Below are 14,288 nucleotides of genomic sequence, written 5' to 3' on the forward strand. Positions count from 1 at the left end.
GACATCGTGCTGCCCACCGACAACCGGCTGAGGCGGCGCGAGGACTTCGCGACCGCGGTACGACGAGGGCGCCGGGCCGGCCGCCCAACCCTCGTCGTCCACCTTCGTAGCGGTGCCACGGACCCGCACGCGCCTGGGGAGAGCGCTCCCCCGACGCGTGCGGGTTTCGTCGTGAGCAAGGCCGTGGGTGGCGCGGTCGTGCGCAACAAAGTGAAGCGCAGACTGCGTCATCTGATGCGTGACCGAGTAGGCCTGTTCCCCCCCGGTAGCCTGGTAGTCGTACGAGCGCTGCCCGGATCGGGCGACGCAGACCACGCACACCTGGCCCGAGACCTGGACGCCGCCCTGGAGCGGCTGCTGGGAGGGGGCGCGCGATGAAGTACCCGCTGCTGGCTCTGATCAAGCTGTACCAGTGGACGATCAGTCCGCTGCTGGGGCCGGTGTGCAAGTACTACCCGTCGTGCTCCCACTACGGCTACACGGCCATCGACCGGCACGGTGCGGTCAAGGGAACGGCACTCACCGCCTGGCGCATCCTCCGGTGCAATCCGTGGTCGCTGGGCGGGGTGGACCATGTCCCTCCGCGTAAGCGCCCGCGGTGGCACGAATGGCTGCGCGACGCGTGGCGCGCACGCAAGGGCGGGCCCTCCGCCGCACCGGCCATCGAAGCGAAGCCCGAGAAGCCTGCTTCCGAGCTTCCCCCGAGCCCGGCCGCAGAGACCTCGTCCCATGCCCAAGGAGCATGATTAGTGGACACGATTGCCAGCCTCTTCAGCTTCATCACGACACCCGTCTCATGGGTCATCGTCCAGTTCCACACGGTGTACGGCGCCGTCTTCGGCCCGAACACCGGTTGGGCCTGGGGCCTGTCCATCGTGTCCCTCGTGATCCTGATCCGCATCTGCCTGATCCCGCTCTTCGTGAAGCAGATCAAGTCGACGCGCGCGATGCAGACGCTCCAGCCCGAGATGAAGAAGATCCAGGAGCGTTACAAGAACGACCGGCAGCGCCAGTCGGAAGAGATGATGAAGCTGTACAAGGAGACGGGAACCAACCCGCTCTCCTCGTGCCTTCCCATCCTGGCGCAGTCCCCGTTCTTCTTCGCCCTGTACCACGTGCTCAGCGGCATCGCCTCGCACAAGCAGATCGGCGTCATCGACGAGCAGCTGCTCAACAGCGCCCGTCAGGCCCACATCTTCGGTGCCCCGCTCGCCGCGAAGTTCATGGACAGCGCGAGCACGGTCGAGGCGCTGGGCGCCACGCTGACCGACGTCCGGGTCGTGACCGCGGTCATGATCGTCATGATGTCGTTCTCGCAGTTCTACACCCAGCGTCAGCTGATGACGAAGAACGTCGACACCACGGTGAAGACGCCGTTCATGCAGCAGCAGAAGATGCTGATGTACGTCTTCCCGGTCATGTTCGCCGTCTTCGGCATCAACTTCCCGGTCGGTGTCCTCGTCTACTGGCTGACCACCAACGTGTGGACCATGGGCCAGCAGATGTACGTCATCCGCAACAACCCGACGCCGGGCTCCAAGGCGCAGGCCGCCTACCTGGAGCGCCTGACCAACCACGTCACCCAGCACGGCAAGATCCGCCGGCGCGGTGAGAAGGCCATCGTCAAGGCGATCGTCACCAAGGGCCGCGACCGCAACGAGTTCGAGCGCAAGTTCATCAACGCGCTGAACAAGGCCGGTCTCGCCGCCCAGCCCGACGGCACCGTGGTACGCAGCGTGGCCCAGGCCGCGGCGCAGACCGAGGACGGCGTGCCCACCACGGCGACCGTGACCGGCACCGAGCCCGCCCGGCGCCAGCAGCCCAAGCGGCAGAGCAAGTCCCAGCGTCAGGCCGGCGCGCCCAGGCAGGCGGGGGACGAGTCGCTGTCGCTGGAGAAGGCGGACGAGCCCCAGGCCACGAAGCCCGCCGCTGCCAAGCAGCCCCAGAAGCCCGGCTCCGGCACCCGCAGCAAGGCCCAGTCCGGCCAGCGCAAGGGTGGCCCGCAGCGGCCCAAGTCCCCGTCCAAGAAGTAAGAAGGAGCCCATCCCGTGACGGAAGGCACCACCTCCGCCGCTGCCGAGGGTGCAGACACCCTCACCCGACTGGAGCAGGAGGGTGAGATCGCGGCGGACTACCTCGAGGGTCTGCTGGACATCGCCGATCTCGACGGCGACATCGACATGGACGTCGAGGCGGACCGCGCCGCCGTGTCGATCATCAGTGACGCGGACAGCCGCGACCTGGAGAAGCTGGTCGGCCGGGACGGCGAGGTGCTGGAGGCGCTTCAGGAGCTGACGCGCCTGGCGGTGCACCGGGAGACCGGCGACCGCAGCCGGCTGATGCTGGACGTCGCGGGGTACCGGGCCAGGAAGCGGGCCGAGCTGTCCGAGCTGGGCGCCAAGGCCGCCGCCGAGGTGAAGAGCAGCGGCGAGCCCGTGAAGCTCGCCCCGATGAGCCCCTTCGAGCGCAAGGTCGTGCACGACGCGATCAAGGCCGCGGGGCTGCGCAGCGAGTCCGAGGGCGAGGAGCCGCAGCGGTTCGTCGTCGTTCTGCCCGCTTGATCGGATCCTCACGTTCCACCGGCCCCGTCTGTTGAGCAGGCGGGGCCGGACATATGTCAGCCCGGTAGTTCTGGTGGCCGGTGCGTGAAGCACCGGCGCTGTACGGAAGGACGGTCCCCGTGACGGAGGCAGCGGAGCTTCCCCCCGCGCCCGCGCAGGCGCGGGAAGTGTTTGGTGATCGCTTCGCGGACGCGGTGCGTTATGCGGAGCTGCTCGCCGAGGCGGGCGTGCAGCGCGGCCTCATCGGCCCGCGTGAGGTGCCCCGCCTGTGGGAGCGGCACCTGCTGAACTGCGCGGTGCTGTCCGAGGCCGTGCCCGAGGGGGTGACGGTCTGCGACGTCGGGTCGGGTGCCGGCCTGCCGGGTATCCCACTGGCCCTGGTCCGCGACGACCTCAACATCACCTTGCTGGAGCCGCTGCTGCGACGTACCAACTTCCTCAGCGAGGTCGTCGAGCTGCTCGGCCTCGACCACGTCACCGTGGTGCGCGGCCGAGCCGAGGAGGTCATGGGCAAGCTGCCGCCGGTGCACGTGGTGACCGCCCGTGCCGTGGCGCCACTGGACCGCCTGGCCACCTGGGGCATCCCGCTGCTGCGTCCGTACGGGGAGATGCTCGCGCTCAAGGGGGACACGGCCGAGGAGGAACTGAAGGCGGCGGCTTCCGCCCTCAGCAAGCTCGGCGCGGTCGAGACGTCCGTCCTGCATGTGGGTGAAGGCATCGTGGATCCGCTCTCCACCGTGGTGCGGGTCGAGGTCGGGGAGAGCCCGGGTGGGGTGCGTTTCGCGGCCAAACGCGCGAAGGCGGCTCGTACCGGTCGCACCCGACGCCGTCGCTGATCCGTTCGTCCTGACGGCGAGTCCTACTCCACACAAGCTGCCCCTCCGCCCTCCTCCGGAGTGTCGCGGAGGTCCGGCCGCAGGCGCTGTGCATCGTGTTTCACGTGAAACGTCGCTCATTGCTGCACGGCATCATCGGTCGCGGCCGCGCCGCGGCCGAGCCCCGCGACCGGAAGCCTCTCGGCTCGCTCGGCCAGGAACCCCCCTCCCCGGGCGCCCCGCCCCCCTCCCGGGGTACGGAGTTGTCCACAGAGGTGGATTTCTCCACAGAAGACCAGGCCTCACTGGTTCGTGACCCCGACGGCATGGGAGGCTCTGTTCATTGCGAGCCTGATGTCGAGGAGAGTGAATCCGTGCGGTCCGACGCCAACATCGCGGGACCGATGACCGATCCGGTCCCCGGTCCCCGCACCGAGTCGACGGGAGCGGATGTTTCACGTGAAACGCCGCCTCCGATGGACGACACTCCGATCGGTCGAGCCGCCCAACTGGCGGTGGAGGCACTCGGTCGCGCCGGTGAAGGACTGCCGCGACCCGAGCAGACCCGGCTGATCGTGGTCGCCAACCAGAAGGGCGGCGTGGGCAAGACGACGACGACCGTCAACCTTGCCGCCTCGCTCGCCCTGCACGGCAGCCGTGTCCTGGTGGTCGACCTCGACCCGCAGGGCAACGCCTCCACGGCACTGGGGATCGACCACCACGCCGAGGTCCCCTCCATCTACGACGTCCTGGTGGACAGCAGGCCGCTCGCCGAGGTCGTCCAGCCCGTCGTCGATGTAGAAGGTCTCTTCTGTGCGCCGGCCACCATCGACCTCGCCGGTGCGGAGATCGAGTTGGTGTCCCTCGTGGCCCGGGAGAGCCGGCTCCAGCGGGCGATCCAGGTGTACGAGCAGCCGTTGGACTACATCCTCATCGACTGTCCGCCCTCCCTCGGTCTGCTGACGGTCAACGCGCTGGTCGCGGGCCAGGAAGTGCTGATCCCGATCCAGTGCGAGTACTACGCACTGGAGGGCCTGGGCCAGCTGCTGCGCAACGTCGACCTGGTGCGGGGGCACCTCAACCCCACCCTGCACGTGTCGACCATTCTGCTCACCATGTACGACGGCCGGACGCGTCTCGCTTCCCAGGTCGCCGAAGAGGTGCGCACCCACTTCGGCGACGAGGTGCTGCGGACTAGCATTCCCCGCTCCGTGCGCATCTCCGAGGCGCCGAGCTACGGGCAGACGGTGCTGACCTACGATCCAGGATCGAGCGGCGCCCTCTCCTACCTGGAGGCTGCCCGAGAAATCGCGCTGAGGGGCATCGGTGTCGGCTACGACGCCGGCCACGCCCACATCGGCGCTCAGAACGACCCGAACATGGTGGAGGGCATCCAGTGAGCGAGCGACGGAGGGGACTGGGTCGTGGACTCGGTGCCTTGATCCCCCCTGCCCCGACCGAGAAGAACCCGGCGCCGACGGCACTGGGCGGTGGAGGATCGACCTCTCCCGCCGCCGTCCCGGTACTCATGACCGACCGGGGGGTGGCCGCGGCGAAGGTGGCCACCCTGCCGCCTGTCACCCCCGAGGCTGATGCCGCCCCCGTGCGCCCGGTCCCGGAGCTGCCCGAGCCTCCCATCGGCGCCCACTTCGCCGAGATCCCGCTCGACGACATCACGCCGAACCCGCGCCAGCCACGGGAGAACTTCGACGAGGAGGCGCTCCAGGAACTGGTCATCTCCATCAAGGAGGTCGGTCTCCTCCAGCCCGTCGTGGTGCGGCAGATGGGACCGGCCCGCTACGAGCTGATCATGGGAGAGCGCCGCTGGCGTGCTTGCCACGAGGCCGGCCTGGAGGCCATCCCGGCCATCGTCCGGGCCACGGAGGACGACAAGCTCCTCCTGGACGCGCTGCTGGAGAACCTGCACCGGGCGCAGCTGAACCCGATCGAGGAGGCCGCTGCCTACGACCAGCTGCTGAGGGACTTCGACTGCACGCACGACCAGCTGGCGGACCGGATCGGACGCTCCCGTCCGCAGGTCTCCAACACCCTGCGCCTGCTCAAGCTGTCGCCGATGGTGCAGAGGCGGGTGGCCGCCGGGGTGCTCTCGGCCGGTCACGCCCGGGCGCTGCTGGCCGTCGAGGACTCCGAGGAGCAGGACCGGCTCGCCCATCGGATCGTGGCTGAGGGCCTGTCCGTTCGGTCCGTGGAAGAGATCGTGAAGCTGATGGCGTCGGGGCCTGAGAAGGCCTCGCGGGCCCGGGGCCCCCGGGCCGGGTCGGTGCCCTCGCCGGCACTGAACGAGCTGGCCACCCGGCTGTCGGATCGCTTCGAGACGCGGGTGAAGGTCGAGCTGGGCCAGAAGAAGGGCAAGATCACCGTTGAGTTCGCCTCTCCGGACGATCTCGAGCGCATCCTGAGCACGCTCGCCCCGGGCGAGAAGCTGGCCCTCCAGAGGAGCCTTCAGGAGGAGGCCGACGAGGAGAGCCAGGACTGATCCTCGGGTGGTTCCGCCCTGTCGTGCAGGGGAGCGGGCCGTGTCCGGTCTGTGCCGGAACACGGCCCGCTCTTTGCTTTGAGGCGGTATCGAGTGAATCTCATCGTGGATACGATGCAAACAGGTATGGCACATCCACCGGACAGCATCTGCGCCTCTGAGCGGGGAGTCGGAGCCATGCGATCGATGAGCCGCACCGGACTGGTGAGCGTCGGTCTGGGCCTCGGCGCGGTCGGCGGATTCGTCGGCAGCCTGCTCAGGGAGTGGAGTGCTCTGTCAGCCGCACACGATGCGGCGGGCGAAGGAAGCGAGGATCAGCCTTCATGGGGCGTCGGCTCGTGCCGCTCACGCTGGACAACCTTCAGGACCTTCCCCAACGCTGTCGCTCATGCGTCTTCTGGGAACTGGACCCCGTCAGCGGCGAAGCGGCGGTGACAGCGGGTACAGCAGCGATGGAGAAGGAAGCCTGGATCTCCGGAGTCCTGCTGGACTGGGGGTCGTGCGGCCGGGTGGCGTACGTCGATGACGTGCCCGCGGGTTTCGTGCTCTACGCTCCGCCGGCCTATGTGCCGCGCTCCGCTGCCTTTCCCACGAGTCCGGTCTCACCGGATGCGGTGCAGCTGATAACGGCCTTCATCCTGCCCGGTTACCAGGGGCAGGGACTGGGTCGGATGCTGGTGCAGGCGGTCGCCAAGGATCTGCTGCGCAGGGGCTTCAAGGCGATCGAGGCGTTCGGTGACGCCCATTGGAAGGAGCCCGCCTGTCTGCTCCCCGCCGATCAGCTGCTGGCGGTGGGCTTCAAGACGGTTCGTCAGCACCACGCCCATCCCCGGTTGCGGCTGGAGCTGCGGTCCACCGTCTCCTGGAAGGAAGACGTGGAGATGGCACTCGACCGGCTCCTGGGAGCGGTACAGAAGGAGCCCGCGCTGCGGCCGCTGTAGTCGGCGGGTCTCGCAGGGCGGTCGTCAGCGGAACGTGGCGCCATGCGAATGGGCCGGCCCCGAAGGGCCGGCCCATTCGTGTTTCACGTGGAACGTCACTTGGTGATGAACTCTTCGAGGTCGCGCAGGAGCGCGGCCTTGGGCTTGGCGCCGACGATCGTCTTGGCGACCTCACCGTCCTGGTAGACGTTGAGAGTCGGGATGGACATGACGCCGTACTTGGCGGCCGTGCCCGGGTTCTCGTCAATGTTGATCTTGACGATCTCGATCTTGTCGCCGAACTCGGCAGCGATCGCCTCCAACGACGGGGCGATCTGGCGGCACGGGCCGCACCAGGCAGCCCAGAAGTCCACCAGAACGGGCTTGTCGCTCTTCAGGACGTCCTGGTCGAAGGAATCGTCGGTCACAATCTTGAGGTTGCCGGCCACGGCGGGCTCCTTACCTTGGTCGTGCGGTGGGGCGTGGGGAAAAGCGGAAGGTCAGACGGCGGCGGTCTTCTCGGGCTCCGCCTGGTCCTCGTCCGCGAGAGCGGCGAGGAAGCGCTCGGCGTCCAGAGCGGCGGAGCAGCCGGTGCCGGCCGCGGTGATCGCCTGGCGGTAGGTGTGGTCGACCACGTCGCCGGCGCCGAAGACACCGGTCAGGTTGGTACGCGTGGACGGAGCGGCGACCTTCAGGTAGCCCTCCTCGTCCAGGTCCAGCTGTCCCTTGAACAGCTCGGTGCGCGGGTCGTGGCCGATCGCGATGAACAGCCCCGTGACGGGCAGCTCGGACAGCTCGCCGGTCTTGAGGTTGCGCAGCTTGAGGCCGGACAGCTTCTGGTCGCCCTGAATCTCGGCGACCTCGCTGTCCCAGACGAACTTGATCTTGGGGTCGGCGAAGGCGCGCTCCTGCATCGCCTTGGAGGCGCGCAGGGTGTCCCGGCGGTGGACGATGGTCACGGACTTGGCGAACCGCGAGAGGAAGGTGGCCTCCTCCATCGCGGTGTCACCGCCGCCGATGACGGCGATGTCCTGGTCCCTGAAGAAGAACCCGTCACAGGTGGCACACCAGCTGACGCCGCGGCCGGACAGTGCGTCCTCCTTCGGCAGCCCCAGCTTGCGGTGCTGGGACCCGGTGGTCACGATGACGGCCTTCGCCCGGTGCACGGTGCCCGCGGTGTCGGTGACGGTCTTGATCTCACCGGCCAGGTCGACGGAGACGATGTCGTCCGGAACCAGCTCCGCACCGAAGCGCTCGGCCTGGGCGCGCATGTTGTCCATGAGGTCGGGACCCATGATGCCGTCGCGGAAGCCGGGGAAGTTCTCCACCTCGGTGGTGTTCATCAGGGCCCCACCCGCGGTGACGGCGCCTTCGAACACCAGGGGCTTCAGCGACGCACGGGCGGTGTAGAGCGCCGCCGTGTAGCCGGCGGGCCCGGAGCCGATGATGATCACGTTACGGACGTCGCTCACGGCTTGATTCCTCGTCTCTGGTCAGCGTCAGTCGACCGGTGAGGGCCCCTTTCAGGACTCTCACCCACCCAACGGATCCTACGGGGCGCGCATTCCCGGTGTGTCCGGGCACACGCGCGGGCACCGGAGGCCGAAGGGGTGTTCCAGCCGACTCAGTGACGGGCGACGGACTGCTTCAGCAGGACCTTGCCGGGCGTGGTGCCCTGCTGCTGTACGCAGGCCTGGTCGACCACATAGGCGGTGACCCGCTTGCTGTCCCGCGCGTCGGCCACGACCACGAGGTAGGCGGCCTTCCCCGCATAGGTGCCCGTCTTGGCGCCGAGGACGTCGGCGTTCCGGCTGAGTGCCTGCCGTACGCAGTCGGGGACGGGGACGGCGGTCTGGAGCAGGGTGTGCGGGCCCGGGGTCACCCCCGTCGTGTCCGACCCGTCGCCGGTGTTCAGCCGGGGCTCCTCGCTGCGGTGCGGCAGTCCCTTCCTCGTGGCGAGCAGGCCGAGCGCCTGGTTCTGCACGCTGTCCCCCGAGAAGGTGCCGGCTGAGGGAGTCGGCGTTGCCTGGGCCGTCGTCCGGCCGGCATGGTCACCGAGGGACGTCACGACGAGGGCGCCGCTCCCCAGTACCGCGGCCGTGAGGACGGCACCCAGGACGAACCGGCCGCGGCGCCGCCCGCGCTCGGACGGCTTGCGCCCGGGCCCGGTCGTCGCACGCGGTCGTCCGGCGGGACGATCCTGCACGGCCGGTGTTTCACGTGAAACAGAGCCAGTGGTGTCCTGGCCCTCCGCGCGCGGCGGGGCCTCGGCAGCCAGGGCGGCGTCGATACGCGCGGCCACGTCGTCCGGCATGCGCTCCGGTTCCGCCGCGGCGGTGCCGAGCAGGCTGCGGATCTCCGCCAGTGAGGCGTACAGGTCCGCACACGGCTCACACGTGCCCAGGTGATGCCGCACCCCGGTGCTCCGGTCCGGCGGAAGCAGACCCTCGGTCAGGTCGGAGAGCTCGGTGACGTCCGGGTGCCCGGCCGTGTCCGTCGTGGAAGTCACGCTCGCCCACCTCCGCCCTTCACTACGGCTGAATCGCTCGGTCCGGGTTCCAGAGGGCGTCCGCCCGCTGATCCCGTTGCCGGTGGGACGGAAGTCCCCGCCCCTCGGTTCCCCCGCGGGCCCGGTTCTTTCCGTGGAGCCGCGCTGCCCTCGGGCCGTAGATGGGTGAGCAGGGGCAGCAAGCGGGCCCTGCCCCGGGCACAGCGGCTCTTCACCGTCCCCGTCGGCACCTCCAGGATCCGTGCGGCCTCGGCCACCGGATACCCCTGCATGTCCACCAGGACCAGAGCGGCCCGCTGCTCGGCCGGAAGGGTGCCGAGCGCTTCGAGGAGCTGCCGGTGGACGTCCTTGCGTTCGGCCGGCGCCGAGGCGGACTCGTGCGGCTCCAGCAGTTGTTCCAGCCGCTCGGTGTCGTCGACCGGGGCGGTCTTGCGGGACGCCGCCTTGCGGACGCGGTCCAGGCAGGCGTTGACGGTGATCCGGTGCAGCCACGTGGTGACGGCCGACTGCCCCCGGAAGGTATGGGCGGCCCGGTAGGCGGAGACCAGGGCGTCCTGGACCGCGTCGGCGGCCTCCTCCCGGTCGCCCAGTGTCCGCAGCGCGACCGCCCAGAGCCGGTCCCGGTGCCGCCGCACGAGCTCACCGAAGGCTTCGGGATCGCCTTCCACGTGACGGGCGAGCAGGTCCTTGTCGCTCACCCCGTCGTATCCGGCGCCCTCCGCCATCTGTCCCCTCCGGTCCGGGTGAGACGTCAGCCCGTGAACTTCACTTCGCCGATGGCCTGCTTGTAGCCGGCGTCGGCGTACAGGACGGAGTCATACCCTGAATTCGGCACAGCCGTCAGCCAGACGAGGACGTAACGCGTCTTCGCCGGCTTGGTGACCTTCACCGTAGCGGTGGTGCCTGTCGTCGTGACCTTGCCGATCTGGTCCATCGAGTCCAACGAGGGCGGCGTCAGCGAGTCCGCCGCGTACAGCTCGACCGTCGTGTGGTCACCGGCATAGCGCATGTCGATGGTGGCGGTGCTCAGCTTCCTGGTCGAGCCGAGGTCGTAGACGATGCCGACGCCCGGCTTGAACGGCGCGATGGTGGGGCCCTCGTTGAAGCTCCGCGTCCTCCAGTAGGTGGACGTGTCCCCGTCGTACGTCTTCGTCACGTCGCCGGGGCGCTGGGCGCTGCCCTCGGCGATGAACTCCTGGCTGTCCTGGATCTTTATCGGGACCGGCTTCGTCTTCCCGGAGTTCTTGTCGCCGTCGTCCGTCGTCCGGCTCTTGTGGGTGTCGTCCGACGTGTCGTTCCGGTCCATCAGGGCATCCGCCAACTGCCAGCTGCCCAGACCCAGAGCGGCGATCAGGAGCGCCGACACGGCCCACTTCAGGGCCTTGCCGGTACGGCTCTGGAGCGGGGGCGGCGGGGCCGCGATCGGCTGGCCGGCCCCGGGATGCGGTGCGGGGCGACCGTAGGTGCCCTGCTGGTAGGTGGTGCGCTGGTAGTCCGGCGGTGCCGTGAACGACGGCTCGGGCGGGCGGATGCGCGGCATCTCGCCGATCGCCTTCACCAGCTCCTCCGGCGTGGTGCACGGGGCCTCGTGGCGGGACGCCGTGGCCCCGTCGTTCACGAGGGCGCGCATGGTCAGCTCGGACAGGCCGCGGTGCACCCCGGCACGTACCTGGTCCGGTGCGATGAGGCCGATGTCCTTGGGGAGGCCGGACAGGCCGTAGGCGTCGTTCTCGTACGGCCAGCGCTGGGTCAGCGCCGCGTACAGCAGCGCGCCGATGGCCTCGGTGTCCGTGCGCTGCGGCGTCTCGGAGCCGACGCCGCGCAGCGCCGCGTTCACGGCGAGACCCCGGATGCGCCACTGGCCGGTGGAGGTGCGCAGCACGGCATTCGGGTTCAGCCGCAGGTGGGCGAGGCCCTCGCGGTGCGCCGCGGCCATGGCCGAGGAGACCTGACTGACCATCTGGTAGGCGTCGTGCGGTTCCAGCGGGCCGGTGGCCAGGAGGGTGGTCAGCTCGGTGGCGTCGGGCAGCCACTCGTGCACGACGTAGACGAGGTCGTTCTCCTCCACGGCGTCGAGGACCTGGACGAACCGCGGATCGCCGAGCAGCGCGGAGGAACGGGCGGCGGCGAGGACGGAACGTGCCCGGACGTGGTCCGCGGGCAGTACGTGGACGCCGACGGCACGGCGGAGTTTCTCGTCGACCGCACGCCAACTGCTGAAGCCGTCCAGACGGGTGACGCACTCCTCCAGCCGGTAGCGTCTGGCCAGCTTGTGACCGCTGTGCAGTTCCGGGGGCGAAGCCTTCTGCGCGGGACCGTCGGTGCCGCCACTCCCCTGTGCCTGGTCGCTGTCCGTGTCCCGCTCCGGGTTCTTGGCCACCCCGTCGGCCGTGGACTGGTCCGCCTTGGCGGTCAGCGGTTGATCCCCGCTGGTGTCTGCCACGTCGACGGCAGCCGTGCTCCGATCCGCCACCGTCGTCCCTGCCTCCCCATCCGTTGCACGCTGTCCGACGCCGAAACCAATTGTGCCCACAGTCTGCCGCTATGCACGACACACGGCGGCGGACGATGGTTGTGCGCCTACCCCCGCCTCAACGCCCCAGACGCCCGCGCACCATACCCACGAGCGAGTTGAGTTCCTCGATGCGCATCCGCCGGGCCGCTACGAAGAAGACACCCAGCAGAACGACGCCGCCGGCGAGCAGCGCGGCGAACGAGCCGACGACCCCCTGGCCGAGGGTGCGTCCGATGCCGTAGCAGGCCGCGCCGCTGAGCAGGGCCGCCGGCAGGGAGGCGATGCCCAGTCGCGCGTACGTGCGCAGCACCCGGGCGCCGTCCAGGTCGCCGCCGAGCCGCTTGCGCAGCCGCCGCCAGGCGATGCCCACCCCGATGGCGTAGGCGAGGCCGTAGGCGGCGGCCATACCTGCGACCGCCCAGCGGGGCGGCAGCAGGAAGTAGCACAGGGCCGAGGCGGTCGCGTTGACCGCGGCCACGATGACCGTGTTGTAGAAGGGGGTGCGGGTGTCCTCGTAGGCGTAGAAGGCGCGCAGGACGACGTACTGCACCGAGTACGGGATGAGGCCGAGGCCGAAGGCCATCAGCATGTACCCCATGTTCACGGCGGCGCTGGTGCCCGCCGAGCCGAAGATCAGCGTGCACATGGGGATGCCGAGGGACAGGAAGCCGAAGGCGATCGGGACGATGGCGACGGCGGTGGTGCGCAGGCCCTGGGAGATGTCCTCGCGGACCGCGCCGACATCGCCCTCCGCGGCCGAGCGGGAGATGCGCGGCAGCAGGGCGGCCATCAGCGACACGGTGATGATGGCCTGGGGCAGGCCCCAGATCAGCTGGGCGTTGGCGTAGGCGGCGAAACCGGCGCCCTTGATGCCGGAGTCCTTGCCGGCCGCGGTGGACAGCTGTGTCACGACCATGGCGCCCGCCTGGTTGGCCAGAACGAACAGGACCGTCCACTTCGCGAGCATCGCGGCCTTGCCCAGGCCATGGCCGCGCCAGTCGAACCGCAGCCGGACCCGGAACCCGGTCTCGCGAAGGTAGGGGATCATCGCCAGTGCCTGCACGACCAGACCGAGCAGCACACCGATGCCGAGCAGGCGCTGGCCCTCCGGCGGGATGTTCGTGACCGTCATGTGGGAGTCGGCCGCGGTGCCGTACACCCAGATGAACATGCCGAGCGTCACGATGATGACGATGTTGTTCAGGACCGGGGTCCACATCATCGCGCCGAACTTGCCGCGCGCGTTGAGGATCTGACCCATCACCACGTGGATGCCCATGAAGAAGATCGAGGGCAGGAAGTAGCGGGTGAAGGTGACGGCGACGTCGTTGGCCGCCGGGTTGGTGGCGACCGGGTTCGACAGCAGGCGCACCAGCAGGGGCGCGGCGAACATCGCGAGGCCGGTCAGCGCGGCCAGCGCCACCATGACCAGGGTGAGGAGCCGGTTGGCGAAGGCCTCGCCACCGTCCTCGTCCTCCTTCATGGAGCGCACCAGCTGGGGCACGAACACGGAGTTCAGGCCGCCGCCGACGGTCAGGATGTAGATCATCGTCGGCAGCTGGTAGGCCACCTGGAAGGAGTCGGCGAGGAAGCCGAGGCCCAGGGCGGCGGCGATCAGCGCGGAGCGCACGAAGCCGGTGAGCCGGGAGACCATCGTGCCCGCCGCCATCACGGCACTGGACTTCAGCAGTCCGGTGGCCCGCCCGCCCTTCTTGGGGGGCGCGGCGGGAGCGGTGCCGGCCGCGCGGACCTCCGGCCCGGCGGCCGCGGGGCCCCCCGGGACGCCGGTGGGTCCGGGAGCGGTGGCCGGGGCGGGCACCGGGGACTGCGCCGCGTGCCCGGCGGCCGCGTACGAGGCCTGGGCCGGATAGGCGTCCCCGGCGTACGGGTTGCCCTGCTGCGGTCCCTGGCCGTGCGACGGCACGTACGGACCGCTGTGTCCGCCACCCGGCGCGCCGGCCGGGCCGGGAACGGCCGGCGGGTCCATGGGCGCGTGGCCGCCGCTGTGCTGCTGGTCCCTGAAGAGGTGGGCGAAGGCGTCCGGCTCGTGGTACTCCTCGCCGGAGTGGCTGACCAGGTCGTCGACGCCCACGAACTGGGTGGTGCGCGGATCGTCGCCGTAGGGCAGGTACGGGGCCGGCACCTCCGGCTCGGGCGCCGGGGGCTGAGCCCACACCTGAGGGTCCGGCGCGTACGGCGACCGGGCGGGCGGGGCGTACAGCGGCTGCTGCGCGTCGTAGGTGCCCGGGGGTGGCGGTGGATGGGCGGCGCGGTCGTAGAGCGCCTCGGCCACCGGGTCCTGGGCGGACAGGTCGTGCGCCCGGTAGGGATCCTGTTCGTAGGCGTCCCGGAGGTACATGTCCGCCGCGTGCTGCGGCGGCACCTGGCCAGGCTCGGACGGCGGCTCGGGGTGGCCCGAACCGGCAGCGCCCTCGCCGCGGTCACCGTCGTACGGCGCGCTCATGCTTACC

General features: G+C 69.9%; 14 protein-coding genes. 8 read left to right on the forward strand and 6 right to left on the reverse strand.

Annotated features, from left to right (window positions below):
- Positions 1 to 6 precede the first annotated feature (6 nt).
- The 8 genes from rnpA (at position 7) to ACIQVT_RS23545 (ending at position 6,814) form a co-directional block, all read left to right on the forward strand.
- The gene (rnpA, locus tag ACIQVT_RS23510; protein WP_403757213.1) at positions 7 to 378 is read left to right on the forward strand and encodes a ribonuclease P protein component; all 372 of its coding nucleotides are present in this window, start codon (positions 7 to 9) and stop codon (positions 376 to 378) included.
- Positions 375 to 746 carry a membrane protein insertion efficiency factor YidD gene (yidD, locus tag ACIQVT_RS23515; protein WP_403757216.1) on the forward strand — a complete coding sequence of 124 codons (372 nt, stop codon included), beginning with the start codon at positions 375 to 377 and terminating at the stop codon, positions 744 to 746. The genes rnpA and yidD overlap by 4 nt, the downstream gene beginning before the upstream one ends.
- Positions 747 to 749: 3 nt before the next feature.
- Positions 750 to 2,033, forward strand: a complete 1,284-nt coding sequence (gene yidC, locus ACIQVT_RS23520) for a membrane protein insertase YidC (protein ID WP_403757221.1) — start codon at positions 750 to 752, stop codon at positions 2,031 to 2,033.
- A 15-nt stretch (positions 2,034 to 2,048) separates the two neighbouring features.
- Entirely contained in the window at positions 2,049 to 2,561 is a 513-nt protein-coding gene (locus ACIQVT_RS23525) for a protein jag (protein WP_403757224.1), read from the forward strand.
- 119 nt (positions 2,562 to 2,680) lie between these two features.
- Complete coding sequence (gene rsmG / locus ACIQVT_RS23530) at positions 2,681 to 3,397, forward strand: 16S rRNA (guanine(527)-N(7))-methyltransferase RsmG (RefSeq protein WP_403757227.1); 717 nt, start codon at positions 2,681 to 2,683, stop codon at positions 3,395 to 3,397.
- A 305-nt stretch (positions 3,398 to 3,702) separates the two neighbouring features.
- Positions 3,703 to 4,776 (forward strand): ParA family protein, encoded by a 1,074-nt coding sequence (locus ACIQVT_RS23535; protein WP_403757230.1) that lies wholly within the window; start codon positions 3,703 to 3,705, stop codon positions 4,774 to 4,776.
- Positions 4,773 to 5,873: a ParB/RepB/Spo0J family partition protein gene (locus ACIQVT_RS23540; protein ID WP_403757234.1), complete on the forward strand. Its 1,101-nt coding sequence runs from the start codon at positions 4,773 to 4,775 to the stop codon at positions 5,871 to 5,873. The genes ACIQVT_RS23535 and ACIQVT_RS23540 overlap by 4 nt, the downstream gene beginning before the upstream one ends.
- A 323-nt stretch (positions 5,874 to 6,196) precedes the next feature.
- The gene (locus tag ACIQVT_RS23545; RefSeq protein ID WP_403757237.1) at positions 6,197 to 6,814 is read left to right on the forward strand and encodes a GNAT family N-acetyltransferase; all 618 of its coding nucleotides are present in this window, start codon (positions 6,197 to 6,199) and stop codon (positions 6,812 to 6,814) included.
- 95 nt (positions 6,815 to 6,909) lie between these two features.
- On the opposite strand, the gene trxA is transcribed toward ACIQVT_RS23545, so the two are convergent.
- The 6 genes from trxA to murJ form a co-directional block, all read right to left on the reverse strand.
- Positions 6,910 to 7,242 (reverse strand): thioredoxin, encoded by a 333-nt coding sequence (trxA, locus tag ACIQVT_RS23550; RefSeq protein ID WP_392197562.1) that lies wholly within the window; start codon positions 7,240 to 7,242, stop codon positions 6,910 to 6,912.
- A gap of 51 nt (positions 7,243 to 7,293) precedes the next feature.
- Positions 7,294 to 8,265 (reverse strand): thioredoxin-disulfide reductase, encoded by a 972-nt coding sequence (gene trxB, locus ACIQVT_RS23555; RefSeq protein WP_403757241.1) that lies wholly within the window; start codon positions 8,263 to 8,265, stop codon positions 7,294 to 7,296.
- Positions 8,266 to 8,417: 152 nt separating this feature from the next.
- Positions 8,418 to 9,302 carry an anti-sigma factor family protein gene (locus tag ACIQVT_RS23560; protein ID WP_403757244.1) on the reverse strand — a complete coding sequence of 295 codons (885 nt, stop codon included), beginning with the start codon at positions 9,300 to 9,302 and terminating at the stop codon, positions 8,418 to 8,420.
- Positions 9,299 to 10,027 carry an RNA polymerase sigma factor SigM gene (gene sigM, locus ACIQVT_RS23565; RefSeq protein WP_403757247.1) on the reverse strand — a complete coding sequence of 243 codons (729 nt, stop codon included), beginning with the start codon at positions 10,025 to 10,027 and terminating at the stop codon, positions 9,299 to 9,301. The genes ACIQVT_RS23560 and sigM overlap by 4 nt, the downstream gene beginning before the upstream one ends.
- Positions 10,028 to 10,053: 26 nt before the next feature.
- Entirely contained in the window at positions 10,054 to 11,775 is a 1,722-nt protein-coding gene (locus tag ACIQVT_RS23570) for a serine/threonine protein kinase (RefSeq protein ID WP_403757250.1), read from the reverse strand.
- A 118-nt stretch (positions 11,776 to 11,893) separates the two neighbouring features.
- Positions 11,894 to 14,281, reverse strand: coding sequence for a murein biosynthesis integral membrane protein MurJ (murJ, locus tag ACIQVT_RS23575; protein WP_403757253.1), 2,388 nt, complete (start codon positions 14,279 to 14,281; stop codon positions 11,894 to 11,896).
- Positions 14,282 to 14,288: the final 7 nt, after the last annotated feature.

The organism is Streptomyces sp. NPDC100445, assembly GCF_044759735.1.
In the GTDB taxonomy this organism is placed as follows: Bacteria; Actinomycetota; Actinomycetes; order Streptomycetales; family Streptomycetaceae; genus Streptomyces.